The 24,340-nt window shown below is 68.6% G+C and carries 26 protein-coding genes and 1 tRNA gene; 10 read left to right on the top strand and 17 right to left on the bottom strand.

Annotated features, from left to right (window positions below; genetic code table 11):
* Positions 1-17: 17 nt before the first annotated feature.
* Both ACZZ93_RS11040 and ACZZ93_RS11035 read left to right on the top strand, forming a co-directional pair.
* Entirely contained in the window at positions 18-173 is a 156-nt protein-coding gene (locus ACZZ93_RS11040; protein WP_167947501.1) for a hypothetical protein, read from the top strand.
* The gene (locus ACZZ93_RS11035; protein ID WP_463511109.1) at positions 170-838 is read left to right on the top strand and encodes an anthranilate synthase component II; all 669 of its coding nucleotides are present in this window, start codon (positions 170-172) and stop codon (positions 836-838) included. The genes ACZZ93_RS11040 and ACZZ93_RS11035 overlap by 4 nt, the downstream gene beginning before the upstream one ends.
* Here ACZZ93_RS11035 and pknB read toward each other — a convergent pair.
* The 7 genes from pknB to ACZZ93_RS11000 are packed head-to-tail and all read right to left on the bottom strand — an operon-like array spanning position 817 to position 9,710.
* Positions 817-2,511, bottom strand: coding sequence for a Stk1 family PASTA domain-containing Ser/Thr kinase (gene pknB / locus ACZZ93_RS11030; RefSeq protein ID WP_053098267.1), 1,695 nt, complete (start codon positions 2,509-2,511; stop codon positions 817-819). The genes ACZZ93_RS11035 and pknB overlap by 22 nt on opposite strands.
* Before the next feature lie 54 nt (positions 2,512-2,565).
* Complete coding sequence (locus ACZZ93_RS11025; RefSeq protein ID WP_083569241.1) at positions 2,566-4,317, bottom strand: protein kinase domain-containing protein; 1,752 nt, start codon at positions 4,315-4,317, stop codon at positions 2,566-2,568.
* Complete coding sequence (locus ACZZ93_RS11020) at positions 4,314-5,768, bottom strand: peptidoglycan D,D-transpeptidase FtsI family protein (protein ID WP_056275724.1); 1,455 nt, start codon at positions 5,766-5,768, stop codon at positions 4,314-4,316. Before ACZZ93_RS11020 ends, ACZZ93_RS11025 begins: the two co-directional genes overlap by 4 nt.
* Before the next feature lies 1 nt (position 5,769).
* On the bottom strand, positions 5,770-7,155 hold the full coding sequence (locus tag ACZZ93_RS11015) for an FtsW/RodA/SpoVE family cell cycle protein (RefSeq protein ID WP_072590403.1): 1,386 nt from the start codon (positions 7,153-7,155) through the stop codon (positions 5,770-5,772).
* A complete protein-coding gene (locus tag ACZZ93_RS11010; RefSeq protein WP_053098271.1) occupies positions 7,152-8,447 on the bottom strand; it encodes a PP2C family protein-serine/threonine phosphatase in 1,296 nt (431 codons plus the stop codon). Before ACZZ93_RS11010 ends, ACZZ93_RS11015 begins: the two co-directional genes overlap by 4 nt.
* Positions 8,448-8,454: 7 nt before the next feature.
* Positions 8,455-8,985, bottom strand: coding sequence for an FHA domain-containing protein FhaB/FipA (locus ACZZ93_RS11005; protein ID WP_053098272.1), 531 nt, complete (start codon positions 8,983-8,985; stop codon positions 8,455-8,457).
* Positions 8,982-9,710, bottom strand: a complete 729-nt coding sequence (locus tag ACZZ93_RS11000; RefSeq protein ID WP_463511108.1) for an FhaA domain-containing protein — start codon at positions 9,708-9,710, stop codon at positions 8,982-8,984. The genes ACZZ93_RS11005 and ACZZ93_RS11000 overlap by 4 nt, the downstream gene beginning before the upstream one ends.
* A gap of 270 nt (positions 9,711-9,980) precedes the next feature.
* Here ACZZ93_RS11000 and ACZZ93_RS10995 point away from each other — a divergent pair.
* A tRNA-Leu gene (locus tag ACZZ93_RS10995) sits at positions 9,981-10,063 on the top strand.
* A gap of 86 nt (positions 10,064-10,149) precedes the next feature.
* On the opposite strand, the gene ACZZ93_RS10990 is transcribed toward ACZZ93_RS10995, so the two are convergent.
* Positions 10,150-10,563, bottom strand: a complete 414-nt coding sequence (locus ACZZ93_RS10990) for a hypothetical protein (protein WP_463511107.1) — start codon at positions 10,561-10,563, stop codon at positions 10,150-10,152.
* A 160-nt stretch (positions 10,564-10,723) separates the two neighbouring features.
* On the opposite strand from ACZZ93_RS10990, the gene ACZZ93_RS10985 reads away from it, so the two are divergent.
* From ACZZ93_RS10985 to ACZZ93_RS10970, 4 genes are all read left to right on the top strand, one after another.
* Positions 10,724-11,017 carry a hypothetical protein gene (locus ACZZ93_RS10985; RefSeq protein WP_053098275.1) on the top strand — a complete coding sequence of 98 codons (294 nt, stop codon included), beginning with the start codon at positions 10,724-10,726 and terminating at the stop codon, positions 11,015-11,017.
* 19 nt (positions 11,018-11,036) lie between these two features.
* Positions 11,037-11,360 carry a hypothetical protein gene (locus ACZZ93_RS10980; RefSeq protein WP_320489366.1) on the top strand — a complete coding sequence of 108 codons (324 nt, stop codon included), beginning with the start codon at positions 11,037-11,039 and terminating at the stop codon, positions 11,358-11,360.
* 174 nt (positions 11,361-11,534) lie between these two features.
* Positions 11,535-12,866 (top strand): LCP family protein, encoded by a 1,332-nt coding sequence (locus ACZZ93_RS10975; RefSeq protein WP_072590408.1) that lies wholly within the window; start codon positions 11,535-11,537, stop codon positions 12,864-12,866.
* 126 nt (positions 12,867-12,992) lie between these two features.
* Positions 12,993-13,790 (top strand): siderophore-interacting protein, encoded by a 798-nt coding sequence (locus ACZZ93_RS10970; protein ID WP_463511106.1) that lies wholly within the window; start codon positions 12,993-12,995, stop codon positions 13,788-13,790.
* Positions 13,791-13,804: 14 nt separating this feature from the next.
* On the opposite strand, the gene ACZZ93_RS10965 is transcribed toward ACZZ93_RS10970, so the two are convergent.
* Positions 13,805-14,794 (bottom strand): aldo/keto reductase, encoded by a 990-nt coding sequence (locus ACZZ93_RS10965; protein ID WP_056275737.1) that lies wholly within the window; start codon positions 14,792-14,794, stop codon positions 13,805-13,807.
* 69 nt (positions 14,795-14,863) lie between these two features.
* Complete coding sequence (locus tag ACZZ93_RS10960) at positions 14,864-15,277, bottom strand: hypothetical protein (RefSeq protein ID WP_463511105.1); 414 nt, start codon at positions 15,275-15,277, stop codon at positions 14,864-14,866.
* Positions 15,278-15,465: 188 nt separating this feature from the next.
* On the opposite strand from ACZZ93_RS10960, the gene ACZZ93_RS10955 reads away from it, so the two are divergent.
* The 3 genes from ACZZ93_RS10955 to arr all read left to right on the top strand — a co-directional run bounded on the left by ACZZ93_RS10955 (position 15,466) and on the right by arr (position 16,492).
* Positions 15,466-15,702 (top strand): hypothetical protein, encoded by a 237-nt coding sequence (locus tag ACZZ93_RS10955; RefSeq protein WP_053098280.1) that lies wholly within the window; start codon positions 15,466-15,468, stop codon positions 15,700-15,702.
* The gene (locus ACZZ93_RS10950) at positions 15,699-15,953 is read left to right on the top strand and encodes a hypothetical protein (RefSeq protein WP_463511104.1); all 255 of its coding nucleotides are present in this window, start codon (positions 15,699-15,701) and stop codon (positions 15,951-15,953) included. Before ACZZ93_RS10955 ends, ACZZ93_RS10950 begins: the two co-directional genes overlap by 4 nt.
* A gap of 128 nt (positions 15,954-16,081) precedes the next feature.
* On the top strand, positions 16,082-16,492 hold the full coding sequence (gene arr / locus ACZZ93_RS10945) for an NAD(+)--rifampin ADP-ribosyltransferase (RefSeq protein WP_463511103.1): 411 nt from the start codon (positions 16,082-16,084) through the stop codon (positions 16,490-16,492).
* Between the two features lie 18 nt (positions 16,493-16,510).
* On the opposite strand, the gene ACZZ93_RS10940 is transcribed toward arr, so the two are convergent.
* The 7 genes from ACZZ93_RS10940 to ACZZ93_RS10910 all read right to left on the bottom strand — a co-directional run bounded on the left by ACZZ93_RS10940 (position 16,511) and on the right by ACZZ93_RS10910 (position 24,206).
* A complete protein-coding gene (locus ACZZ93_RS10940) occupies positions 16,511-17,272 on the bottom strand; it encodes a Pr6Pr family membrane protein (protein ID WP_463511102.1) in 762 nt (253 codons plus the stop codon).
* 40 nt (positions 17,273-17,312) lie between these two features.
* Positions 17,313-18,272: a sugar kinase gene (locus ACZZ93_RS10935; protein ID WP_463511101.1), complete on the bottom strand. Its 960-nt coding sequence runs from the start codon at positions 18,270-18,272 to the stop codon at positions 17,313-17,315.
* Between the two features lie 103 nt (positions 18,273-18,375).
* Positions 18,376-18,921 carry a bifunctional 4-hydroxy-2-oxoglutarate aldolase/2-dehydro-3-deoxy-phosphogluconate aldolase gene (locus ACZZ93_RS10930; protein ID WP_463511100.1) on the bottom strand — a complete coding sequence of 182 codons (546 nt, stop codon included), beginning with the start codon at positions 18,919-18,921 and terminating at the stop codon, positions 18,376-18,378.
* The gene (manD, locus tag ACZZ93_RS10925; protein WP_053098284.1) at positions 18,911-20,137 is read right to left on the bottom strand and encodes a D-mannonate dehydratase ManD; all 1,227 of its coding nucleotides are present in this window, start codon (positions 20,135-20,137) and stop codon (positions 18,911-18,913) included. Before manD ends, ACZZ93_RS10930 begins: the two co-directional genes overlap by 11 nt.
* 84 nt (positions 20,138-20,221) lie before the next feature.
* Complete coding sequence (locus ACZZ93_RS10920; protein WP_053098285.1) at positions 20,222-21,613, bottom strand: MFS transporter; 1,392 nt, start codon at positions 21,611-21,613, stop codon at positions 20,222-20,224.
* A 59-nt stretch (positions 21,614-21,672) separates the two neighbouring features.
* A complete protein-coding gene (locus ACZZ93_RS10915) occupies positions 21,673-22,677 on the bottom strand; it encodes an L-idonate 5-dehydrogenase (RefSeq protein WP_053098286.1) in 1,005 nt (334 codons plus the stop codon).
* Entirely contained in the window at positions 22,674-24,206 is a 1,533-nt protein-coding gene (locus ACZZ93_RS10910; RefSeq protein ID WP_463511099.1) for a mannitol dehydrogenase family protein, read from the bottom strand. Before ACZZ93_RS10910 ends, ACZZ93_RS10915 begins: the two co-directional genes overlap by 4 nt.
* Positions 24,207-24,340: the final 134 nt, after the last annotated feature.

The following is a 24,340-nucleotide window of genomic DNA, read 5'->3' as shown; positions in this document are numbered from 1 at the left end:
ACGGAAAGAGACGACCCATGTACGCCGCACTCTGGCGCATCCTCCCCGGCCCGTGGTGGCTGAAGCTCTTCATCCTCCTCGTGCTCGTCGCAGCGGTGCTCTACGGGCTCTTCTGGTACGTCTTCCCCTGGGTGAGCCCGCTGATCACCCCGGGCGAGGTCGACCTCGAATGACCCGCGTGCTCGTCGTGGACAACCACGACAGCTTCGTGCACACGCTCGTGGGTTATCTGCGCGAGCTCGGTGCCGACGTCACGCTGATCGAGGCGGATACCATCGATGCCGCTGAACTCGCGGTGATGCTGCCGGACTTCGACGCGCTGCTGCTCTCTCCCGGCCCGGGCACCCCTGACGATGCCGGCGTCTCCGTCGACGCCGTGCGGCTCGCCGCGAGGATCCGGATGCCGCTTCTCGGCGTCTGCCTGGGGCATCAGGTGATCGGCGCCGCGTTCGGCACCACCGTTTCAGAGGCGCCTGAGCTGATGCACGGCATGGTGTCGCCGGTCACGCACGACGGATCAGCGCTCTTCGCCGGCATCCCGTCGCCGTTCGACGCGGGCAGATATCACTCCCTCGCTCTCGCGGAGACCGACCTGCCGGCTGACGTGGCCGTCACTGCGCGCACCGCGAGCGGCACCGTCATGGCACTGGAGCACACCCGTCTGCCCATACTCGGGGTGCAGTTCCACCCCGAGAGCGTGCTGACCGAAGGCGGATACCGTCTGCTCGCCAACTGGCTCGAACTGTGCGGCGACGCACATGCCGTGGCACGCTCAGCGGCACTGCACCCGCTGTCGGGCCCCGACGCTCGTGTGGATCAGCCGGCGGCGACGCAGTAGCGCAGTTCGACCGTCGAGCCGATCGCCACGTCTCCCGGCGCGGCCGACATCGATGACACGGTGGGCGGTTCGGTCGGCGTGCAGTCGATCAGCTCGACCGGACTGGGCGTGAGGCCGATGCGTTCGAGCTCAGCCTGAGCCGCTTCCATCGTCCACCCGGTGACGTCGGTGAGGGTGACCCGGCCGCTCGCGACGACGAGATTCACGATGGTCTGCGGTGCGACCTCGGTGTCGGCCGCCTCGCTGGCCTCCATCACCGTCTCGGCCGCCAGCCCCTTGTCGTTGCGCTGGATGACCGTGCCCAGTTCGAGCCCTGCCGCCGCGAGTGCGTCCTTGGCGGCCGTCAGAGACAGGCCCTCGAGCATCGGGACGACCACCGTCTCCTTGCCGGAGGACACGTAGACCGTCACGGAATCGCCCTCGCTCACGGCGGTGCCGGACGCAGGGTCTGTGCGGGTCACGTTGCCCTCGACGATGTCGTTGCTGGACTCGAGCACCAGCTTCGAGGTGAGATCGAGCTTGCCGAGATCATCCTGGGCGCGCTCGGACGAGACATTGACGAGATCAGGCACCACGCGCGAGCTCGACGGCACGTCGTCCGGGCGCATGCTGAGCGTCCAGACCCAGAACAGCACCGAGGCGAGAAGAACGGCGAGCAGTGCCACACCCGCCCAGATCCACGCGACGGGCGGACCCGACTGCGTGCGAGCCATGGTGGTGTCGGTGCTCAGCTGGCGGAGCGACCGGGCGGTCTCCTGCGCGGCGCGCGGATTCGGTCCGTACAGCTCGCTCGTGAGCGCGCCGAGCTCCTTGCGGCTCGGCGCGTGGCCGGAGACCGCCGAGTCGAGCGCAGCGCGGAAGTGCGCGGCATCCGGGTATCGCTGGTAGGGATCCTTGGCCAGCGCGCGCAGGACGATCGGGTCGAGCGCGCCGGGGGAGTCCTCGTTCACCTCGGTCGGAGGGACCGGAGTCTCGCTGACGTGCTGATAGGCGACGGCCACGGGGGATTCGCCGCGGAACGGCTGACGGCCGGTGAGCAGTTCATAGAGCACGACGCCGGTCGAGTAGAGGTCGGCGCGTGCGTCGACCGGTTCGCCCTTGGCCTGCTCGGGTGAGAAGTATGCCGCGGTGCCGATGATCTGGGTGGTCTCGGCGACCGTCGATGACGAGTCGGACACGGCTCGGGCGATGCCGAAGTCCATGACCTTGACCTGGCCCTTGTCGGTCACCATCACGTTGCCCGGCTTGATGTCGCGGTGCACGACACCCGCACGATGCGAGTAGTCCAGCGCTTCGAGGATGCCGTCGACATAGCGCACGGCGTCGTCGACGGGCACCGGGCCCTTGGCGATGATGTCCTTCAGCAGCGTGCCGCTGATCAGCTCCATGATGATGTACGGAGGCTCATCCGTGCTGCTGTCGGTCGTCGAGGGGTCGCCGGCGTCGTAGACGCGGACGATCGACGGGTGCGACATGCGCGACGCGGACTGGGCCTCGAGACGGAATCGCGTGCGGAACGCGTTGTCGCGTGCCAGCTCGGGGTCGAGGATCTTGATCGCCACCGCACGACCGAGCGTCAGATCGTACCCGCGGTACACCTTCGCCATGCCGCCGTGCCCGATGAGCTCGTCGACGCGATAGCGACCCGCGAGAACGCGTGGCTCTGTCGACACGTAGTGACCCCCTGATACGACCTTGTGGATGCTCCAGCCTACGGCGGGAGCGGGTTATTCGCCTGAGTCTCCGCCGTCTGCGTCGCCTTCATCGGCGCCCGGCGCGGCGGGCAGGATGACGACGCCCGGCATGGCATCCGACTGCTCGGACGGCATGTCGCTGCCGCAGAAGACGCGGAACGTGGCGGTGATCGACTGTCCGGCCGTGCCGGGGACGATCTGCGTCGAGAGCACGCTGGGTCCGAAGCTGCGGATGGACTCGCCGGCGTTGCCGCCGGAGAACGTCGCGTTGGTGAGCGTCACCTCGAAGGCCGATCGCGCCGGGGTGCCCGAGGGGCACTCGAAGCTCGGCCAGTTGAGGGTCACGGGCTCGCCCTCGGTGGCGGTGCCGGCGATGGTCGGGGTGCCCGAGGGCTTGCCCACCTTCACCTGCTCCTTGAAGGTCGTCAGCGTGATGGCCGTGCCCTCGGGAACGTTGCCGCCGGGCTGCACGGACTCGACCGTGCCGACCTGGTTCGCGTTGGGAGCGATGGTGTTGCCCACCACGCACTCGGCCTGGAGTCCGGCGTTGACGGCAGCGGTCTGCGCGGCATCGCACTGCATCCCCACGAGACCGAGAGCATCGACGTCCACGAGCTCGGGCTCGGGCGTCTCGGTCTCGGTCGGTGTCGGCTTCGGGGTCTGCGACACGGTCTCCGACTGGGTCGGCTCGGGATCGGGGTCGCCCTGATTCATCAGGGCGAACACGGTTCCACCGAGCACGATCACGAGCAGTGCGATGAGAGCGATCAGCGGCCACGTCCAGGGGCTGCGCTTCTTCTTCTTCTCGGCTTCCTCCTCGGCCTGCTCGCCGGTGGGCAGCTGGGCCGTCGTGGGGAGGATGCGCGTCGTGCCGTCGTCGCCCGATGCGGTGAGCAGCCGGGTGGCGTCGTCGGAGGCGACACCGCCGGTCGCGATGGCCGGCACCGCGATGGCCGCGGAGTTCAGATCGCCTCGGCGCAGAGCCTGGGCGGCGCGTGCGACGGTCGCCGACGACGACGGGCGGTCGGCGGGCTTCTTGGCGATCATCGCCATGACGAGGTTCTGCACCGGGATCGGCACGGTCGGCGGCAGCGGCGGAGGCTGCTCGTTGATCTGCGCCATCGCGATCGCGACCTGCGACTCACCCGTGAAGGGCCGCTTGCCTGCGAGGCACTCGTAGGCGACGATGCCGAGCGAGTACGTGTCGGTCGCGGGTGACGCCGGGTGCCCCGACGCCTGCTCGGGCGAGAGGTACTGCACGGTGCCCATGACCTGGCCGGTGGCCGTCAGCGGCACCTGGTCGGCGATGCGGGCGATGCCGAAGTCCGTGATCTTGACGCGGCCGTCCGGCGTGATCAGCAGGTTTCCCGGCTTGATGTCACGGTGCACGAGACCTGCCGCATGCGCGGCCTGCAGAGCGGATGCCGTCTGCGCGACGATGTCGAGGGTCTTGTCGGCGCTCAGGGCGCCGTCGCGCTCGAGCACGGTCGAGAGGGCCTCGCCGGGAACGAGCTCCATGACGAGGTAGGCGCTGCCGTTCTCCTCGCCGTAGTCGAAGACGCTCGCGATGCCCTCGTGGTTGACGAGTGCGGCATGGCGCGCCTCAGCGCGGAACCGCTCGAGGAACCCGGGGTCCCCCATGTACTCGTCCTTGAGGATCTTGATGGCCACGGTGCGACCGATGACGTGATCCGTCGCCTCCCACACCTCGCCCATGCCGCCGATCGCAATACGCGACTGCAGCTCGTAGCGACCACCGAACGACACACCCTGCGTCGGTCTCATCTGCCCAGCACCGCCTCTATGACCTTCTTTGCAATCGGAGCGGCGATGGTGTCGCCGGATCCTGACTGCCCTTGTCCACCGCCGTCTTCGACGAGGACCGCTACTGCCACCTCGGGGTCGTCCGCCGGCGCGAAACCGGTGAACCACAACGTGTACGGCTTGTTATCGTTCTCGGTCGTGCCGGTCTTCCCCGCCACATCGACCCCGTCTATTCTTGCACCCTGCGCAGCGCCGTTTGAGACGCTCGCGACCATCGACGCCGTGATCTGATCGGCGATCGTCGCATCGGTCGTCTGACCGAACTGGGTGTCGTCGTACGAACGGATGACCGAGAGGTCGTTGCCGATCACCGTGTCGACCAGACGGGGGTTCATCACGACGCCGTCGTTCGCGATGCCGGCCGCCACCATCGCGATCTGCAGCGGCGTCGCGGTGACCTGTCCCTGGCCGAATCCGGTGAGGGCGGTCTGCGCGTCGTCGAGGGCACGCGGGTAGCTCGACGGAGTCGATTCGAGCGGCGTCGAGAAGCTCCGATTGAAGCCGAACTTCTCCGCCATCTCGCGGATCGCGTCATCGCCGAGCTCGACGGCGAGCTCGGCCATCGGGATGTTGCAGCTCAGGCGGATGGCTTCGGAGATCGACACGGTGTCTCCGCTGCCGCACGTGCCGCCCCAGGCGTTCGCGACCGTGTTCGTCGAGCCGGGCAGCTGATAGCGGGCCGGGTTCGGGAGCGTCGAGTCGGGCGTCCAGTTGCCCGACGCGTAGGCCGCGGCCGCCACGACGAGCTTGAACGTCGAGCCGGGAGGGTTGAGGTCGCCGGCGATCGCTCGGTTCGAGAGGGGCTTCGTGGGGTCTTCGTCGAGCTGGTCGTAGGTCGCGTTCGCGGCATCCGCGTCGTGCGTCGCGAGCTGGTTGGTGTCGAACCCGGGGGTCGACACCAGTGCGAGGATGCGCCCGGTCTTCGGCTCGATAGCGACGACCGCGCCGTTGAGGCCCTGCAGAGCGTCGTATGCGGCGCGCTGCGCGGCTGTGTCCAGAGTCAGCTCGACGCTGAATCCGCTCTGCGGCTGACCCGAGAGGATCCGCTCGATCTCGGCGAAGAAGGCGCTCGATCCCGTTCCCGACAGGTCGGCGTTCATCGCCCGCTCGATGCCGGTCGCCGACTGCAGCGCCGGGTTGAAGTACCCGGTGACAGGGGCCCACATCGCGGCATCCGTGTAGACGCGCTGGAACTGGTAGCGGTCGTCCGAGGGGGTCGAGGAGGCGATCGCGACGTCGTCGACGATGATCGACCCGCGCTGGATCTCGTAGCTGTCGAGGAGCGTGCGCCTGTTGTTCGGGTTCTGCCCGAGGGCGTCGGCCTCGACGACCTGGATCCAGCTGGTCGCGGCGAACAGCGACAGGAACATGAACAGCATCACGATGCTGAGACGGCGGAGTTCTTTGGTCATGTCAGCCGATCACCGCCCGGGGTTGGCTGCGGACGCCGTCGGAGATGCGCAGCAGGATGGCCACGATCAGCCAGTTGGCGATGAGCGAGGATCCACCGGCGGCGAGGAACGGCGTGGTCAGACCGGTCAGCGGGATGACCCTCGTCACGCCGCCGACCATGATGAACACCTGCAGCGCGATGGTGAACGAGAGGCCGATGGCGAGCAGCTTGCCGAAGTCGTCCTGACCCGCCAGTCCGATGCGCACGCCACGGCTCACGAAGACCATGTAGAGGCAGAGGATCGCGAACAGCCCGATCAGGCCGATCTCCTCGCCGAGGCTCGTGATGATGTAGTCGCTGTGGGCGAGGGGCGTGACGTCGGGGCGTCCCTGACCCCAGCCCGTGCCGAGAAGGCCGCCGTGCGCCAGCCCGAAAAGGCCCTGCATGGGCTGGAAGCCGGCGCCGTCGGGGTCGACCTTCTCGGGGTCGAAGAGGAACAGCCAGTTGACGAAGCGGCCCTGCACGTAGCTGAGGATCTGTGTCGCCACCGCGACACCCGCAGCCACGAGGGCGAGGCCGATGAGCACCCAGCTCGTCTTGCCGGTCGCGACGTAGAGCATCGCGACGAACATGCCGAAGATCAGGGTTCCGGTTCCGAGGTCGCGCTGGATGACGATGATGCCGAGCGAGATCGCCCACACCACCAGAACCGGTCCGAGTTCGCGCATGCGCGGCCACATGATGCCGAGGAACTTCGTGCCGACAGACGTCAGGCTCTCCCGCGTGCGCACGAGATAGCCCGCGAAGAAGATCGCGAGGCAGATCTTGGCGAGCTCGCCGGGCTGGAAGGCGAACATGCCGCCGAGCGACACCCAGACCTGGGCGTTCGCATCGGGGATGCGCAGGCCCGGGACGAAGGGGAGCAGCAGGAGCAGGATGCCGGAGAGGCCGAAGATGTAGGTGTAGCGGAACAGCACCCGGTAGTTGCGCAGCAGGATCACGCACGCGATCGCCCCGGCGAGAGAGATGCCCGTCCACGCGAGCTGCTTCGTCGAGTAGGCGTCCCACCCTGTGAGGGACTTCGCGATGTCGATGCGATAGATCATCGCGATGCCGAGGCCGGTCAGCAGCGTGGCGATCGGGAGCAGGAACGGATCGGCGGCCGACGCGACGGCACGCAGCACGAAGTGCACGGCGAACGCCAGCACGGCGAGGCCACCGCCGATCGCCAGGATCATCGGGTCGATCAGACCGAGAGCACCGAGCTGCACGAGCGTGAGAGCGCCGCCACTGAGAGCGACGGCGAAGAGCAGCAGCCAGAACTCGCGGTTGCGCTGCGTCTGCGGCATCCGCATTCTCTTGAGGGCCTTGATGACGCTGGTGTCGGCCGTGACGTCGGTGGTCATCCTGCGTCCTCCGTCGGCGTCGCGGTGGGCAGGGGAGTGGGCAGCGGGGTCTCGCCGATCACGCGGTCGGCGCCGGCCTGGAGTCGCGCGACGATGGCCTCGGCATCCGAGAACGACCGCGCCGTGATCGTGCGCTCCACGGAGTCACGCTGGTACGGCGGAAGGTTGGCGAGCAGGATGTCGGTGTCGCGGAGCGGAGTCGACAGGGTGATCGGGCCGATGTTCTGCTGCACGCCCTGGTAGATCACGACACTGTCGTCGTCGGCGCCGACGAAGTAGCGCGTCTGCGTCCAGCTGTAGGCGGCGAAGGCGGCGAACACGAGCATCGCGACGACCACCAGCATCCCGGCGATCCATCCGAGACGGCGGCGCTTGGCGCGTCGACGGTCCTCTTCGATGAGCTCTTCGAGGTATTCGGGGGCCGGCTCGAAGTGGCTGGGCTCGTTCGCGGCCTGGCGTACCGGGTGCAGCCAGTTGCCGCGGGGCGCGCGCACCGGAGGAACGGTCACGTTGGCGGGGTTCGATGCCGAGCCGACGATCGTCGCCGTGCCGGAGTGCATCGCGTGCTGACCGCCGACCTCGACGAGGACGATCGTCACGTTGTCGGGGGCTCCGCCGTCGAGCGCCTGCTTGAGCAGGTTGTCGGCCGTGCGGCCAGGCGCCATCCCCATGCGCATCGCCTTGAGGATGTGCGCCTCGTCGACGACGCCCGAGAGGCCGTCGGAGCACAGCAGCCAGCGGTCGCCCGGCTGGGTGTGCATCACGAACATGTCGAGCTCGGGATCGGCGTCCATGTCGCTCAGCACGCGCATGAGCACCGAGCGACGCGGGTGGTATCGCGCCTCTTCGGGCGTGATGCGGCCAGAGTCGACGAGTCGCTGCACGAAGGTATGGTCAGCCGTGATCTGCGTCACCGCGTCGTCGCGGTAGAGGTAGATGCGCGAGTCGCCGATGTGGCCGATGACCGCGTAGTCGTCGACCATGATGACGGCGCTGAGCGTGGTGCCGAGGCCGGCGAGTTCGGGGCGGTCCTTGGCGGCGCGGATCAGATCGCCGGCCGCGGTGGTCGCGGCGGCCTGCAGTGAGGCCTGTGCGTCGTCGACCGACGAGTAGGGCTGGTCGAGCGGCTCCATCCGGTGGATCGCGATGCTCGAGGCGACGTCACCGCCGGCGTGACCGCCCATGCCGTCGGCGACGACGAAGAGATTCGCCCCGGAGTACCCGGAATCCTGGTTGTTGGAGCGGACCTTCCCGGTGTGGGAGATCGCGGCGCTCGAGCCTTCGAAGACCATGCCGGGGTCAGGCTCGCAGCTCGAAGGTCGTGGCGCCCACCTTGATGGGGGTGCCGAGGGCGAGGGCGACGGGACCGCCGGTCACGCGCTGGCCGGCGACGAAGGTGCCGTTGGTCGAGTCGAGGTCCTGGATGGCCCAGCTGTCGCCGCGCAGCATCAGACGTGCGTGGTGACTGGACGTGTAGTCGTCGCGGATCACGAGGGCGGATTCGCTGGAGCGTCCGATCGTCAACGTCTCGTTGCCGAGGGGGAGCTCGAGCCCCGCCTTCGGACCGGAGGTGATGACGAGCCGCTTGGCCGTCGCGACCGTGGCGGGACCGGTGCTGGGCTTCGACGACGCGGGGCGGGAGGCCGGGGCGGATGCGGGCGACTGCGTCGGAGCAGGCGTCGCCGCGGCGACCTCGGCCGGGAGCTTGCGGACCTTCATGCCGAACAGATCGGCGCGCAGCGAGTAGACGACGCCGAACACGAAGAACCACAGCAGCAGCAGGAAGCCCACGCGCAGCAGCAGCAGGACGAGTTCACTGGGTGTGCTCACGAGATGGCCCCGAACGCGCGGGTCGCGTCGTCGTCGCGCGGCCGGGGCGGGCGCGACGGGGTGGCGACGGGAACGATGCGGAACACCAGGTCGGTGCGTCCGATGGTCAGGGTGGTGTCGGAGGGGAGGGCGGCTTCGCGCACCTTCTGGCCGTCGACCTTGGTGCCGTTCGTCGAGCCGAGATCGCGCATCATGGCGCGCTCTCCGTCCCAGAGGACCTCGACGTGCTTACGGCTGGATCCGGCGTCGGCGATCGTGATGTCGGCATCCGTTCCGCGGCCGATGACGGTGCGTGCGCGGGTGAGCGAGTGGCGACGCCCGTCGACGTCGATCACGGCCTGCCACTCGACGCGCCCCTCGACGGTTCCTGAGCTGACGTTGACCGTGCCGGTCGCGATCTTGTCGTCACCGTCGAGCGAGATCGAGAGCGGGCCGGAGAAGCTGTAACCCTGCGACTTCGCGTGCTTGGTGAGAAGCGCGTGCAGTTCGTCGGTGAGGGCTCCACCGAGCGCCTGCATGCGCTCGGCGTCGTCGGTGCTGAGGCGCACGACGAAGTTATTGGGCGCGATGATGCGGTCCCTGCTCACCACAGCCGCTTTGGTGTCCGCTTCGCGCCGAAGGGCGGAAGCGATCTCCACGGGCTGGATGCCGCTGCGGAAGGTCTTCGCGAAGGCGCTGTTCACAGCGCGCTCGAGACCCTTCTCAAAGCTGTCAAGTAGTCCCACTGGGCTCCTCTGGCATGCCGACCGGTAGGCACATCGTAGCGAGGTGTGCTGGGTGAACGCCCTCGCGAGGCGGGAAAACGCCGAGATTCCGGGGAGTGGGGGAGTGGGATGCGCCGGATGCAGGAGCTCGGCACGTCTGCAGGACCGAAGAACATCCTCTCGTCCGGCATCCGTGCCGGACTCCTGCAGACCGCGGCGGCGCCGGTTTCATCGATGGGCGAAACGCGTGATATCTTTGGGAAGTTGAGTTCTTCGGAGCCCGACATACTCGCGCGAGTGGCGGAATGGTAGACGCGCTGGCTTCAGGTGCCAGTGTCCTTATGGACGTGGGGGTTCAAGTCCCCCCTCGCGCACAGCGAGCAGTGAATGAGAGACAGGCCCGGTTCCTTTCGAGGAAGCCGGGCCTTTCTCATGCATCGGCAGAGGTGTCGGCGGGGCGTCAGCCTCGGATCGACCGCCGAGCGGCTTCGAAGCGCACCCAGTCGTGGTCGGATGCCGGCGTCAGCTCCCACTCCTCGACGGGGCCGCTCTCCCATGCCGTCGCTGCCACTGCACCACCGGCATCGGTGAGATCCGTCACCACGGCGGCATCGAGCCGGCCTCCGGCGAGCAGCTTGTCCTGCGACGCCTTCTTCACCCGACCCCACCACTCAGGCTCAGATGTCGCGGTGAGCACCTCGCCCTTCTTCAGGACGGCGGCGACGGCGTCGGCGCCGTCGTCGGCGGAGTCGTCGACGACGAGAACGGGCGGGCGCTTCACGCCCAACGCCGCCATCACCGCCTCGCCGAGGGAGTCGTAGGCGCCGGCGCTCGCCCGACGGCCGTCGAGGGTGTGCTCGATGTGGAAGCTCATGGATGAAGGCTACTCACGGTGTGCGGACGACGCGCCGAGAACCCTCGCTTATTTTGAATGACTAAAAATAAGGTACGGTGGGGAGACGACGTGGTGCCGGGGTTGCAGCCCCGGCACCACTGTCCGTGAGACACCACCATCCCTGACTGAGGAGGCTCGCATGAGTCACGAACACGCCCCAGAGTACCCACGCCAGACGCCCTCCATGGAGAAGTCCCTCGGACGGGAGGGGCGCGAGCGCATCATCCGCCAGGCGCTCGAGCGCATCGACGGGGCGCCCGCGCCGACGGTCGACATGATGCAGGCGGCGATGGGGACGGAGTCACAGATCCGCCTCGTGCACGACGTCATCCGCGCCTACCTCGACGAGCACCGGTTCACCGACACGAAGGACTGGGCTCAGAGCCTTCGCGAACGATCGTCGCGCAGCGATCAGAAGGCGGAGGCGGTCTGAGATGCGAATCGACTCGATCATGCCTCTCTCCCTGTCTGCTTTCGCACAGCACGAGGCCGTCCAGCGCATCACACCCGCCGACCTGCTCGCCACTCCTCCTCGACTGACCGACTCGGGTCGTTTCGTCGGGCGGGTGGACTCGGGTGGTCTCGGCAGCCCGCGCTACTTCGTCGGGGAGTACCGCGACGGGGCCATGCCGAGCGCGCTCGTCCTCGAGTACGGCGCCGCGTCCGCCGGCGACGGGCGAGCGACCCGGGTGTGGAGCCTGGCCGACCGGCGGGGCACCACGCCCGACTACCGCCTCATCCACGACGACTCCTCCCGGGGGTATGTCACGGTGTGAGCGACCGGGCTCACAGCACCCTCGCAGGACTCGCCGCCTCCACGTGTTGGCGCTCAGGCCCCACTCGTGATGGTGTGAGCAGGTGAGATCGCCAGCTTCCCCCACAGCGACGACCAGAACGACGTCACGTCAGGCTCCGAACCCGCGTCTCGACCACGTCGTCGGCGCGGTCGAGTGATCGGCTGGATCAGCGTCGCCGTCGTGGCCGCCCTGGTCGCCGTGGGCGCCATCGCCTACGGGCAGCTGCAGGGCAACGTCACCACGGCGCCCATCCGCTCGGACGACGGTGAGAGTGAGCCTGAGCTCGCGACGGGCGATCTGAACATCCTGCTGCTCGGGTCCGATTCCCGGGCGCTCGAGTCCGAGGGCTTCGGCGAAGACGACGGCACCGAGCGCAGCGACGCGATGGTGATCGCTCACATCTCGAGTGACAACACCCGCATCGACGCCGTGCAGCTTCCGCGCGACACCGTCGGCGACCTGCCGGCGTGCGACGACAACGGGCGCGGGTCGTATGGCGGCGGCTGGGGGATGCTGAACTCGGCACTGCAGTACGGCCCGGCCTGCTCCGTCGCGGCGGTCGAGCAGCTGACCGGTCTCGCGATAGACCACTTCGTGCAGATGGACTTCGAGGGATTCATCGGCATGGTCGACGCGATGGGCGGCATCGATGTGTGCCTGCCGGAGCCGCTGCAGGACGGGCACGCACGCCTCGACCTGCCCGCCGGCCCCCAGTCGATCAACGGCGACCAGGCACTCGCACTCGCTCGCACGCGCCATGCGCTCGCCCAGGAGAGCGACATCGCCCGCCTCGGGCACCAGCAGATGGTGCTCTCGGCGATCGTGCAGAAGGCCACCAAGTCCGCCGTGCTCGTGCGCCCCGACCGGCTCTACGCGTTCCTCGATGCCGTGACCTCGTCGATGACCGTCGACCCCGGTCTCGGAGCCCTGACCGATCTCGCCGGCCTCGCCGCGCGGGTCGCGAACGTTCCGCTCAGCAGCGTGACATTCCTCACCATGCCGACGACCGAGGCCCCTGAGGACCCCAATCGAGTCGTGCCGACCGCGGACGCCGACGTCATCTTCCGGGCGCTGATCGACGACGTGCCGATCGTGCTCACCACCGACGAGGTGCAGCCCGAGGCGCCGGTGCGCACCGCGCCCGTGCAGATCCTCAACGGTGCCGGTGTCAGCGGTCTGGCGTCCCGCGTCTCCGATGACGCGACGGGCTACGGATACACCGTCGCCGGCATCGCCAATGCCGACCCGGTCGACCTCACGACGATCACGGCCGCAGACACCCCTGACGCCCAGCAGACGGCGCAGGCGCTCGCCGCAGAGCTCGGCATCCAGGTCGTCGTCCAGGTCGGAGACGTCGACGGCGTGCAGCTGCTGCTCGGCGCCGACTACGAAGCGCTCACCTCGCAGCCCCGCGCCACCCCGGTGCCACCGCGGCCGGTGGATGCGGTGAACCGCAGCGCCGACACCGACCTCTGCGCCGCCTGAGGCGCGCCCATCACGCCTCCGTGGCGTGCGCGGTGTACGACGACTTTCCAAATTGGAAAGTGGCCCGGGTCACCGAACAGGACCGGCAGACTGGAGAGGACTCCTTCCTCTTCGTCAGGAGACGCAATGCCGGAACAGCCTCGCCGAACCCCCAGCCAAGCCGTGCTCAACGTGCAGCAGGTCGAGCAGGTCAGCCCCGACCTCGTGCGCATCACGGCCGGAGGCGACGGGTACGAGGCCTTCACCGACAACGTCTACACCGACAAGTACGTCAAGATCCTGTTCGCCGATCCTCGCCACGGGCTCACCCCTCCCTACGATCTCGCTCAGCTGCGGGAGCACAGCCCCGAGAAGCTGCCCACTCCGCGCACATACACGGTGCGAGCAGCGGATGCCGAGCGCCAGCGTCTCGTCATCGACTTCGTCGTGCATGGCGATGAGGGTGTCGCCGGTCCGTGGGCTCGACGTGCACAGGTCGGGGACACGCTGGTCGTCAGCGGGGCGGGCGGCGGCTACCTGCCCGAGCCCGGAGCGCCGTGGCATCTGCTCATCGGCGATCACACCGCCCTCCCGGCGATCTCGTCAGCCGTCGAGGCGATGGACTCGGATGCCGTCGGGCACGTCATCCTCACCGTCGCCGACCCCGGCGACCGCATCCTTCCCGATGCTCCATCCGGAGTGGCGGTGCGATGGACTGAGTCCGATGACGAGCTGCTGGCCGTCCTCGCGGAGCTGGCCTGGTCGGACGGGCACCCCGGTGTGTTCGCGCACGGGGAGCGCGGAACCATCAAGGCCGTTCGGGCCCTGCTGAAGCAGCGCGAGGTGCCGAGAGAGTCGTTGTCGATCTCCGCCTACTGGGCGCGAGGCCGCGCGGAAGACCAGTTCCAGGCCGAGAAGCGGGAGCCCATCGGTCAGATCGAGTAGGCGCCGAAGCGCGGTCAGAAGCCCTCGGGATCCCGCGGCGTGTAGGCGCCCTCCAGCTCGGCGAGCTCGGCGGCCTCGAGTCGGATGCTGACGGCTGCGACGGCATCGTCGATGTGGGCGGCCTTGGTCGCGCCGACGATCGGGGCGGTCACCGCCGACTGCTGCGCGACCCACGCGAGTGCGATCTGCGCCCGGGAGACGCCGCGTCCCTCGGCGACGCGAGCCACCGCATCCACGATCGCCCGATTCGACTCCTCTTCGCGGTGGTAGAGCGTCGCGCCGAAGGCATCGGTCGCCGTGCGCGTGGTCGTCTCATCCCACTCCCGCGTCAGCCTGCCACGCGCCAGCGGCGACCAGGGCAGCACGCCGACGCCCGAGTCGAGGCAGAACGGATGCATCTCCCGCTCCTCCTCGCGCTGCAGCAGGTTGTACTGATCCTGCATCGAGACGAAGCGCGTCCAGCCGTTCTGCGCAGCGACACCCTGGGCCTTGGCGAACTGCCACGCCCACATCGATGATGCGCCGATGTAACGAGCCTTGCCCGAGCGGACGACGTCGTGCAGCGCCTCCATGGTCTCTTCGATCGGCGTCTCGGGGTCCCACCGGTGGATCTGGTAGAGATCGACATACTCGGTGCCGAGGCGCGTCAAGCTCGCGTCGATGCCCGACAGGATGTGCCCGCGGCTGAGTCCGGCCTGATTCGCGCCCGGGCCCATGCGCCCGTGCACCTTCGTCGCGAGCACGATCTCGTCGCGGCGCGCGAAGTCCTTGAGCGCGCGGCCGACGAATTCCTCGCTCGTGCCGTCGGAGTACACGTCGGCGGTGTCGAACGTCGTGATTCCTGCCTCGAGAGCCTGCGCGATCAGCGGGCGGCTCGCCTGCTCATCGAGCGACCATCCGTGTGCGCCGCGGTCCGGTGCGCCGAAGCTCATGCATCCGAGCACCACCTTCGAGATCTTCACTCCGGAACGGCCGAGCCTGACGCTGTCTGCTGTGTCGAGCATCCGAGATCTCCCTCGAGTCGTGGTCTGCGATCGATGCTCTCACGGTCGCGCGCGGTGCGGGGTCGTCGATCACAGGAAGACGCGGAGGTAGTCGCCGATCTTCTCGCCGCTGTCTTCGGGGACGACCTCGACGCTGAGTCGGGCGCGCACGCCGGCGGTCTCGACCTCGATCGGCATCGCCCCGCATCCCATGACCGGCCCGTTCTCGACGCCGTCGATCACCAGGCAGACCCTTCCGAGCCCGCTCTCGTCACTCGCCTCGACGGCGTAGAAAGTGTGCCCTTCGGAGTCCTCGCCGAGCAGGCGCGCCGTGTCGGGGACCACCGTCGCGATCTGGTCGGACGTGACCGACCCAGGCAGGCGGGCGGATTCGCCGCTGGCGAGAAGGTCGACCGTCGGAGCGTTGACGCAGCCGGCCAGAAGCGCGACCGCCCCGAGCGCGAGAGCCGCGCTCACCAGTGGACGGAGGCGCGAGCGGTTCATGACCACACCATAGGGGCGACCGGGTGTCGACACAATCGAGCAGCCCGCCGAATCGGCCCGGCCTGTGACGTCACCCGTCGGGATCGGGGCGGGAATGATCCTCGCCCTCCGCCGGGCTGTCAACCGCCCTGCGCTCGCCGCGGATCGGACGCATCATGAGAGCTCGGACACCAACCCTGGAGGGCATCATGTCGAACATCGACGCTTTCGCGAACAGCTTCCCGCCGGACATGCCCGGCATCCCCCGAGTCGACGACTTCTCGGACGGCACCTTCCCCACCGATACCGACCAGCCCGAGACCCAGGGCGACGACCCGGTCGACGCCGAGCTGGGCGACGACGGACAGGGTGACCTGGCTCCGGAGGACGAGGGTCTGCAGCACAGCGGCGACGCGCCGACCGACCTGCGGGACGGCACCGAGTGAGCGGCCGCGGCGAGGAGTCCGGTCAGGATCTCGGCGGTGCAGAACCCTCCGAGGAAGGGATCGCCGCGCTGATCGAAGACCGCAACGCGGACGACCCCGACCAGGTCGGAGAGACTCCCGCCGGAAACGCTGGCGCCGACTCGGGCGGTTCCGGTGCGGTGCGCGTCGACCCGTCGTCGGAGTCATCCGTGCAGGACGAGTCCATCCACAACGACGAACCGGGTATCGGAACGCGACGCTCGGGCCACTGACCGTCGCCATCTGTGCGACGACCGCAGTGAAGGAGATCTCTCTCGACGAAGGGTGAGCCGTCGGCATCCGTCCTTCGTACTGCGAGATCTCCTTCCCTGCGTGTGCGCGCAGTCATAGGATGCTGCGGGTGAGCGACGCACTGGATGACGGCCCCTTCTTCCACGGCACCAAGGCAGACCTGCGACCGGGCGACCTGCTGACCGCCGGATATCCATCGAACTACCGGCCCGAGATCGTGATGAACCACATCTACTTCACCGCCGTGGCCGACGGTGCGGGACTCGCCGCAGAGCTCGCGCCGGGTGATCGCGAGCCGCGGGTCTACGAGGTCGAGCCGACCGGGGACTTCGAGAACGACCCGAATGTGACCGACAAGAAGTTCCCCGGCAGTCCGACACGTTCCTATCGCAGCGCGGAGCCGTTGAGGGTCGTCCGCGAGGTGCTCGACTGGACCCGCCTCTCGGCCGAGGCGCTCGCCGCATGGCGTGAACGGCTCGCGACGCTCCGCGCAGACGACCGCGCGGAGATCATCAACTGAGCGCCGGCGCGGGGCGTCTCAGTGTCGGACGAACCGCCGGGCGAGCGATCCGAGGATGCGGTCGATGATCACGAAGACGAAGCCGACCGCGACGAGAGCGACCGTGAGGGCGATGATCCACTGAGCGACGCCCGCGACCCCGAGCACGTCGACATCCATGAACGGGTAGGGATACGCCTGTCCCGGTGTGAACTCGCCGCCGAGCGCGCCGTAGACGAAAGCCCAGGTCAGATAAACGTAGGGGAGCAGTGTCCACAGCAGAGGATCGATCCACCGGAACGATCCCTTCGGCACGAAGACCAGCCAGTCGACGATCACGAGCACGGGCGTGATGATGTGGATCAGGTTGTCGGTGAGTGAGAAGATCTCGGCGTCGCCGTCGGCGAACCTCGAGGGAACGAGCACGATCAGGTAGATCAGCATGGTCACGGTGATCGCGAACATCACCGCTCCGCTGCCGCGCGCGCTGGGCGTCGATGTGCCGAACCGTCCGCGCTGACGCAGATCGCCGACCGTGCGGACGAGGAGGAGCAGCACCCACGCGAGACACAGGAGGTTGCTGACCATCGTGTAGAACAGCAGGGTCGTCCATGCCGGCTGACCGGTCAGGATGTCGGAGTGCCGGATGACACCGGTGAGGATGATGGCGAGCGCCACGACCCGGTAGACGAGTGCGGCCGGTCGGAAGTTCACTGCGGCGCGGGAGAACAGCGGGGTCCGACGGGGCACGGACTCCGGGAGGGCGGAAGCCGTGGACAGGGAGGTGACGGCTTTGGACATCCTTCGAGGCTACGCGTCTTGAGGCGGCGTCAACGCCGATTCAGCGGCGCACCGGGTCGGAGTCGGCGTCGAGGAAGCGCTCGAGGTCGCGCAGAGTCGGTGCGGCCTCCCAGTCGCCGGGAACGAGGCAGACCATGGCGCCGCAGGCATTCGCCCGGAGCAGGACCGCATCGACCGCCTGGCCGTCGAGCAGAGCGCTCAGATACCCGGCCACGAACGCATCGCCCGCACCGACCGTGTCGACCGGCTCGATCGTGAACCCGGGCGAGTCGACCACCGATCCGGCGGTGAGGACCGAGGCGCCGTCAGGTCCCTGCTTGAGCACGGTCGTCGCGCATCCGGCCTCCCGCAGGCGTTCCGCGGCATCCGCTGCCGAGGTGCCGGGATGCAGGATGGCGAACTCCTCGTCGCCGCCGAAGACGATGTCGGCACGTTCCGCGAGTTCGCGCAGCACGGACCCGGCGACATCGGGCGACGCCAGGGCCGACCGGTAGTTGATGTCGAAGCTCACGATCGTTTCGGCTGCCCGAGCACGATCGATGGCTGAGTGGACGGCGGACCGGGCCGTCTCGGACAGCAGCGGAGTGATCCCGGTGATGTGCAGCAGCGACGCGTCCTCGACCCACCCGTCGGGCAGGTCCTCCGGTCGCAGCCGTGATCCGGCTGACCCCGCACGGTAATAGTGCACCGCGGTGGATGCCGCAGACGGGCGCTCCTTCACCATGAGGCCGGTCGCGGCATCCGGGTCGACGATCGCGCGCACGTCGACGCCATCACCGCGGATCTCTCGGACGATGCGCTCGCCGAGAGAGTCGTCGCCGACGCGGCCCAGCCACGAGGTCGTGACTCCGAGTCGCGCGAGTCCGATCGCGACGTTGCTCTCAGCACCGCCGATGCCGAACGCCATCGAGTTCGCATGACGCAGCGAGCCGATCTCGGTCGTGCGCACGAGCGCCATCGTCTCTCCGAGCGTGACGACGGACGGCGACGAGGTGGTCACTCGCCGCTCCGCGCGCAGACGTCGACGAATGACGCGGCGCGCTCCCGCAGTGCATGCAGGTCACCGCCGGCGAACGCGTCGCCGAGCAGCGGCCCGCCGACGCTCACCGCCACCGCACCGGCACGCAGCCACGCCTCGGCTCCGGCCAGGTCGACTCCCCCGAGGGCACGGCGACGAGGTCGGGGAAAGGGCCGCGCAGATCCTTCAGGTACGCGGGTCCGACCTGCCCCGCGGGGAACACCTTCACCGCGGATGCTCCGGCAGACCACGAGGCGAACAGCTCGGTCGGCGTGAGTCCGCCCGGGACGATCGGCACACCGGCATCCGTCGCCTGTGTGACGAAGTCGCGCGAGGTGATCGGGGTCACGATGTAGGCCGCCCCCACCTCGATCGCCCGTGCCAGGTCCACGGCGTTCGTGACGGTGCCGATGCCGAGGTCGATCGCGTCGCCGAACCGCGCGAGCAGGTGCGGGAAGTGCTCGAACGTGCCCGGTGTGGTCAGCGTCAGCTCGACGCTGCGGATGCCGGCATCGACGAGCACGTCGAGCACGGCGTCGTAGTCCTCCGCCCGCTTCGCGCGGGCGACGACGATCAGGCGCGAGTCGACCGTGCGCGGGGGAAGGGCGACCCGTCGCACCTCACCAGTCATGGACGGTCCCGTCGAGCAGACGGTTCACCGGCAGGTACGCCTTGGTGTACTCGTGGCCCGCCGCGGCATCCTCGTCGAGGTCCACACCGAGACCGGGCTGGTCGCCGGGGTGCAGGAAGCCCTTGTCGAACGTGAACGAGGTCTGGAACACCTCGAGCGTCTGCTCGTTGTGCGGCATGTACTCCTGGATGCCGAAGTTGTGGATCGCCAGGTCGAGATGCAGCGCCGCGGCCATGCCGACCGGCGAGATGTCGGTCGGCCCGTGGATGCCGGACTTGATGCCGTAGATCGCGGCGAAGTCGAGCAGCTTCTTCATGGCCGTGATGCCACCGGTGTGGGTCACCGCCGAGCGCACGTAGTCGATCAGGCGCTCGGTGATGAGGGTCTGATAGTCGAAGACCGAGTTGAAGACCTCGCCGATCGCGAGCGGCGTGGTCGAGTGCTGACGCACGAGTCGCAGGGCGGTCTGATCTTCGCCGGGGGTGCAGTCCTCGAGCCAGAACAGGTCGTAGGGCTCGATGTCCTTCGCGAAGCGCGCGGCCTCGATCGGCGACATGCGGTGGTGTCCGTCGTGCAGGATGCGGAGGTCGGTGCCGAAGTCCTCCCGGATCTGCGAGAAGATCCCCGGCATGTGGTTGAGGTAGTTGCGGGTGTCCCAGGTCTCTTCGCTGGGGCGGTCGCCCGAGCGCTTGGCGGGCTCGTAGTCGTAGCGCACGCCGGGGCCTGCGGCAGAGACGCCGTAGATCTGCCCGAGGCCGGGAACACCGGTCTGCACGCGGACGGCGGTGAAGCCGAGCTCCTCGTATCCGGTGATCGCGTTCTTCAGGGCGGCGTAGTCGGTGCCCGAGGCGTGCGCGTAGACGCGGACGCCCTCGCGGCTGGCACCGCCGAGAAGCTGGTACAACGGCATCCCGGCCTTCTTCGCCTTGATGTCCCACAGTGCCATGTCGACCGCGGCGATGGCCGCCATGGTGACGGGCCCGCGACGCCAGTACGGGCCGCGGTAGAGGTACTGCCAGGTGTCTTCGATCCTGTCCTCATCGCGACCGATCAGCATCGAGGCGACGTGGTCGGACAGGTACGAGGCGACGGCGAGCTCGCGGCCGTTCAGAGTGGCGTCGCCCAGGCCGACGATGCCGTCGGAGGTCGTGATCTTGAGCGTGACGAAGTTGCGTCCGGGGCTGGTGATGTTGACGTCGACGATCTCGATGGTCATGTCGTTCTCTCCTGGAGGTGCGGAATGAGGTGTGGGGTGCGGGCGTTCGGGCGCCCGCACCCCTGGTCGTGAAGAGCGGTCCGATCAGATCGCGTCGCGCGGGTCGGTGAGGTCGCGACCGGCGACCTCCGGCATCCAGATCGAGGCGATGAGCGCGCACAGCGTGAAGATGAACAGCATGATGATGATCGGGATGAACGAGCCGGTGACGGCCGACACCCACGCGGCGGCGATGACGGGGCCCGCACCGGTCGCGACGATGGCGGCGATCTCGCGTGCCATGGCCGTGAACGTGTAGCGGTTGCGGGATCCGAAGAGCTCGGGGAGCGTGAGGTTCTCGAGCGACGCGAAACTCATCACCGCGAGGTTGTGCAGCACCACGTAGCCGACGAAGACCTGCACGGTGTCCTTGCTGCTGATCATGAGCATGGTCGGGACGATGATGATGAGCGCGATGATCGCCCACACCATGTACATGCGCTTGCGGCCGAAGCGATCGCCGAGCCAGCCCGACAGGGGCACCGTGATGAAGGCGACGAGCGACGAGACGATCACGGCGTTGACGCCGATCGAGCGGTCGAGCAGCAGCACGACGGTGATGTAGCTGATCAGGTAGGTCTGGATCATGCCCGAGTTGCCGGCCTGGCCGAAGCGCAGCAGGAGCGCGATCGAGAACGCCTTCCAGGGCTTGCGGTTCATCGCCTCGAGCGTGCGGATGTCGTTGGTCTCGGTGGCGAGCTTCACGACCTCTTCACGCGAGAGCGCCTTGCCGTCGACCACGTCGTCGCGCTCTTCGAAGACCGGGGTCTCCTTGAGGTTGAAGCGCACCCAGATCGCGAAGAGCATGATGACGGCGCTGGCGATGAACGGGATGCGCCACGCCCAGGCGATGACCTCGTCTTCGCTGTACGCGACGAGCAGGATCGCCCAGATGCCCGAGGCGAGCAGGGTTCCGCAGTTCGTGCCCAGTGCGACGAGCGAGGCGATGATGCCTCGGCGCTTGGCGGGGGCGTACTCGGCGAGCATGACGCCCGCACCCGAGATCTCGGCTCCGGCTCCGAAGCCCTGCGCGATGCGGAGCAGCACGAGGAGGATCGGGGCGAGGACGCCCACCTGCGAGTAGGTCGGAAGGAATCCGATGAGGGTGGTCGCGAGACCCATCAGGAGGATCGTGTAGAAGAGGACCTTCGTGCGACCGGTCTTGTCGCCGAGGCGGGCGAAGAAGAATGCGCCGACCGGGCGGGCGACGTAGCCGACGCCGTAGGTGGCCATCGCGGCGACCACGGCCACGGCGGGGTTCTCGGACGAGAAGAACAGATCGGCGAAGACCAGGGCGGCTGCCAGCGAGTAGAGCTGGTAGTCCATGAACTCGAGGGCCGTGCCGAGCCATCCGGAGATGGCGGCGCGCACGAGGTCGCGCACCGACCTCTTCGCGGCAGGATCGGCGACCGTGGCGGTCGTCTGCGGTTCGGACATGGGAGGTACTCCTTCGGACCAGGATCGGGTGGGGTGCGCGGGGAGCGCGGAGGGTGTTGCTAGAGGGCCAGCAGGACCTTCGCCGAGGCGGACGAGTCGCGAGCGAGTTCGAAGGCCTGGACGGCGTCGGATGCCGGGAGGACGTGCGAGATGACGGAGTCGAGGGCGTCGGACTCGGCCAGCAGCGCGACCGCGTCGTCGATCTCGGTCGAGAAGCGGAAGGCGCCGCGGATGGTGAGCTCCTTGGCGAGCATCGGCGCGAGGTTCACTCCGATGTCGGCGTTCGGCAGCATCCCGACCTGCACGATGGTGCCGACGCGGCGGGCCGCGCGCACCGCCTGGGTGAGGGCCACTCCGACGCCGGAGCATTCGAACACGATGTCGTAGGACTCGTTCTCGATGGTGTCGCGACCGACGAGCGAGACCTCGGTCGCGCCGAGGGACGTCGCCCGGTCGAGAGGCTCTTCACGCACGTCGCTCGCGCCGACCACCGCGGCGCCCGCGTGGAGTGCCGCAGCGACGACGAGGAGTCCGATGGGCCCCGCGCCGATCACGAGCACCCGCTTGCCGGTGATGTCTCCGGCGAGGCTCACGGCGTGGATCGCCACGGCCAGCGGCTCGGCGAGGGCTGCGCGCTCGAGCGGAAGGGATGCGGGGAGCACGCGCAGCATGTGGTCTTCGACGATCAGCAGCTCGGATGCCCCGCCCTGGCGGTGGGGGTTCGCGGCGGCGCTGCCGAAGTAGTCGCCGCCGGGACGCAGATGCGGGTGGCCTTCGAGCCCGGGGACCTCGGCACCGTAGCGCGCGGGGTGCACGGTGACGGGGGTGCCGGGTTCCAGGCGGCCGGACGGGTCGAGGTCGACGACACCCGACAGCTCATGGCCGGGGGTGAGCGGCTCGCGGATCGTGTACTCGCCGTTCGCTCCGTGGAAGTAGTAGTGCAGGTCGGAGCCGCAGATGCCGACGAAGTTCACGCGGAGGCGGACCTCGCCGTCGCCGGGGGTCGGGACCTCGCGGTCCTCCCAGCGGATGTCTTCCTTGCCGTGGATGGCGAGAGCCTTCATGGCTGCAACTCCTCTGCGCGGGTGAGTGATGGTGTGGTGGTCGGGGATGCCGAGACGGCATCGGCGATCGCGGCGTCGACGCCGCGTCGCTGGATCGTGTCGACGAGCTCGCCGACGCGCGCGATGAACGCATCCTGTGATCCGAGTCCATCACCGAACAGGTGCAGCTCGCCGATCACGCGCTGTGCGAGCTCACGACCCGTGCGGGCGCTCGCCGCATAGCCGGCGAGACGCTCTCGGGCGCCGTCGGTCATCGCGGCGGCGTGCAGGCCCGGGTCGAATCCGGGAAGCGGGGCGATGCACGACAGGTATCCGGCGACCGTGAGGGCGATCAGGTGGGGCATCTCGCCGAGCCGCAGCGCCCGCAGCGCGGGCTCCGGGATGCGCTGTCGCAGCTTCACAGAGCCGTCCGTACCGACCTGGCTGGTGCGGTGACCCAGGGCGCTGTTGGCCCAGCGCTCGAACAGCTCGCTCTCGTAGGCGCGGATGTCGACGCCGGACGGAACCTCGATCGAGGGCTCGTACTCGTCACGCAGCACGGCGCGCGCCGCGCTCTCGATGCCGTCGAGCCCGATGGCCTCGGGGATCGTCCCCACTCCGCTGAGCGCGCCGAGGTAGGCGATCAGTGAGTGCGTGCCGTTGAGCAGTCGCACCTTCATCTGCTCGTAGCGTCCGACCTCGTCGGTGAACACGGCACCGCCGGCCTCCCAGGCGGGGCGTCCGCCGGCGAAGCGGTCTTCGATCGCCCACATCGTGAACGGCTCGGCGGGCACCGGGATGTCGTCACGGGCGCCGAGCAGGGTGTCGACGCGGGTGCGCAGCTCGGAGGTGGTCGCGGGCACGATGCGATCGACCATGCTCGAGGGGAACGACACGGCGCGGTCGAGGAAGGCGAGGGTGTCGGCGCCTTCGGATCCGGGCAGCTCGTGCAGGAACTCCCGGACGAGCTTCTCGGTGTGGGCGCCGTTGGCCGAGAGGTTGTCGCAGCTGAGGATCGAGATCGGCGCTCCACCGGCTGCGGCACGGGCCTGCAGGCCACGGGCGAGCTGGCCGATGGTCGAGCGGGCGGCGCCGCCCCGGAGGTCGGAGCGCACGGTGTCGTCGTCGAGGTCGAGATGCTGCGTGGCGGGGGAGTAGCTGTAGCCGTTCTCGGTGACGGTGAGGGTCACGATGCGGATGCCGGGGTCGGCGATCTGTGCGACGACGCGCTCGGGCTGCTCGGCGCCGACGAAGGCGTCGGCGTGCACACCGGGGATGGTGAGTGACGTGGTGCCCGGGGCGATGGTCGCGACCGTGTAGAGCATGTCCTGAGCGTGCATCGCGTCGACGATGGTGCGCGAACGCGAGGCGACACCGACGATGCCCCAGTCGCCGCCCGCGGACTGCAGCGCGGCTGCCGTGTAGACGGCCTGGTGTGCCCGGTGGAAGCTGCCGAGGCCGAGGTGCAGGATGCCCGGGGCCGTCGGGGCGACCAGCGGGGATGCGGTGGCAGAGGTCGTGCGGCGCAGGGCCGGTGCCGGGATGCTCACGCGGTGGCTCCTTCGCTCGGGGCCGCGCACCGCTGAGGGTGATCGGCGTTGATCGTCATGCAAATCAGTGTGCAGTGTTTGTACAAACTTGTCAAGCAGTTTTACATCGAGGTGGAGGATCGTAGGATTGCCTG

It is taken from the genome of Microbacterium sp. AC026 (assembly GCF_979258475.1).
Note: the sequence above shows the minus strand (reverse complement) of the source record. Positions and strands in the feature narration are given on the sequence as shown.

Excerpts from the sequence above, each read along its gene's own strand:
- ACZZ93_RS11015 (WP_072590403.1), bottom strand. The coding sequence starts at position 7,155 with ATGACCACCGACGTCACGGCCGACACCAGCGTCATCAAGGCCCTCAAG.
- ACZZ93_RS10980 (WP_320489366.1), top strand. The coding sequence starts at position 11,037 with ATGCCTCTCTCCCTGTCTGCTTTCGCACAGCACGAGGCCGTCCAGCGC.
- ACZZ93_RS10940 (WP_463511102.1), bottom strand. The coding sequence starts at position 17,272 with ATGTCCAAAGCCGTCACCTCCCTGTCCACGGCTTCCGCCCTCCCGGAG.
- ACZZ93_RS11010 (WP_053098271.1), bottom strand. The coding sequence starts at position 8,447 with ATGGTCTTCGAAGGCTCGAGCGCCGCGATCTCCCACACCGGGAAGGTC.
- ACZZ93_RS10920 (WP_053098285.1), bottom strand. The coding sequence starts at position 21,613 with ATGTCCGAACCGCAGACGACCGCCACGGTCGCCGATCCTGCCGCGAAG.
- ACZZ93_RS10915 (WP_053098286.1), bottom strand. The coding sequence starts at position 22,677 with ATGAAGGCTCTCGCCATCCACGGCAAGGAAGACATCCGCTGGGAGGAC.
- ACZZ93_RS10990 (WP_463511107.1), bottom strand. The coding sequence starts at position 10,563 with ATGAGCTTCCACATCGAGCACACCCTCGACGGCCGTCGGGCGAGCGCC.
- ACZZ93_RS10965 (WP_056275737.1), bottom strand. The coding sequence starts at position 14,794 with ATGCTCGACACAGCAGACAGCGTCAGGCTCGGCCGTTCCGGAGTGAAG.
- manD (WP_053098284.1), bottom strand. The coding sequence starts at position 20,137 with ATGACCATCGAGATCGTCGACGTCAACATCACCAGCCCCGGACGCAAC.
- ACZZ93_RS10960 (WP_463511105.1), bottom strand. The coding sequence starts at position 15,277 with ATGAACCGCTCGCGCCTCCGTCCACTGGTGAGCGCGGCTCTCGCGCTC.
- ACZZ93_RS11025 (WP_083569241.1), bottom strand. The coding sequence starts at position 4,317 with ATGAGACCGACGCAGGGTGTGTCGTTCGGTGGTCGCTACGAGCTGCAG.
- ACZZ93_RS11040 (WP_167947501.1), top strand. The coding sequence starts at position 18 with ATGTACGCCGCACTCTGGCGCATCCTCCCCGGCCCGTGGTGGCTGAAG.
- ACZZ93_RS10970 (WP_463511106.1), top strand. The coding sequence starts at position 12,993 with ATGCCGGAACAGCCTCGCCGAACCCCCAGCCAAGCCGTGCTCAACGTG.
- ACZZ93_RS11035 (WP_463511109.1), top strand. The coding sequence starts at position 170 with ATGACCCGCGTGCTCGTCGTGGACAACCACGACAGCTTCGTGCACACG.
- ACZZ93_RS10985 (WP_053098275.1), top strand. The coding sequence starts at position 10,724 with ATGAGTCACGAACACGCCCCAGAGTACCCACGCCAGACGCCCTCCATG.
- ACZZ93_RS11020 (WP_056275724.1), bottom strand. The coding sequence starts at position 5,768 with ATGACCAAAGAACTCCGCCGTCTCAGCATCGTGATGCTGTTCATGTTC.
- ACZZ93_RS10955 (WP_053098280.1), top strand. The coding sequence starts at position 15,466 with ATGTCGAACATCGACGCTTTCGCGAACAGCTTCCCGCCGGACATGCCC.
- ACZZ93_RS10930 (WP_463511100.1), bottom strand. The coding sequence starts at position 18,921 with ATGACTGGTGAGGTGCGACGGGTCGCCCTTCCCCCGCGCACGGTCGAC.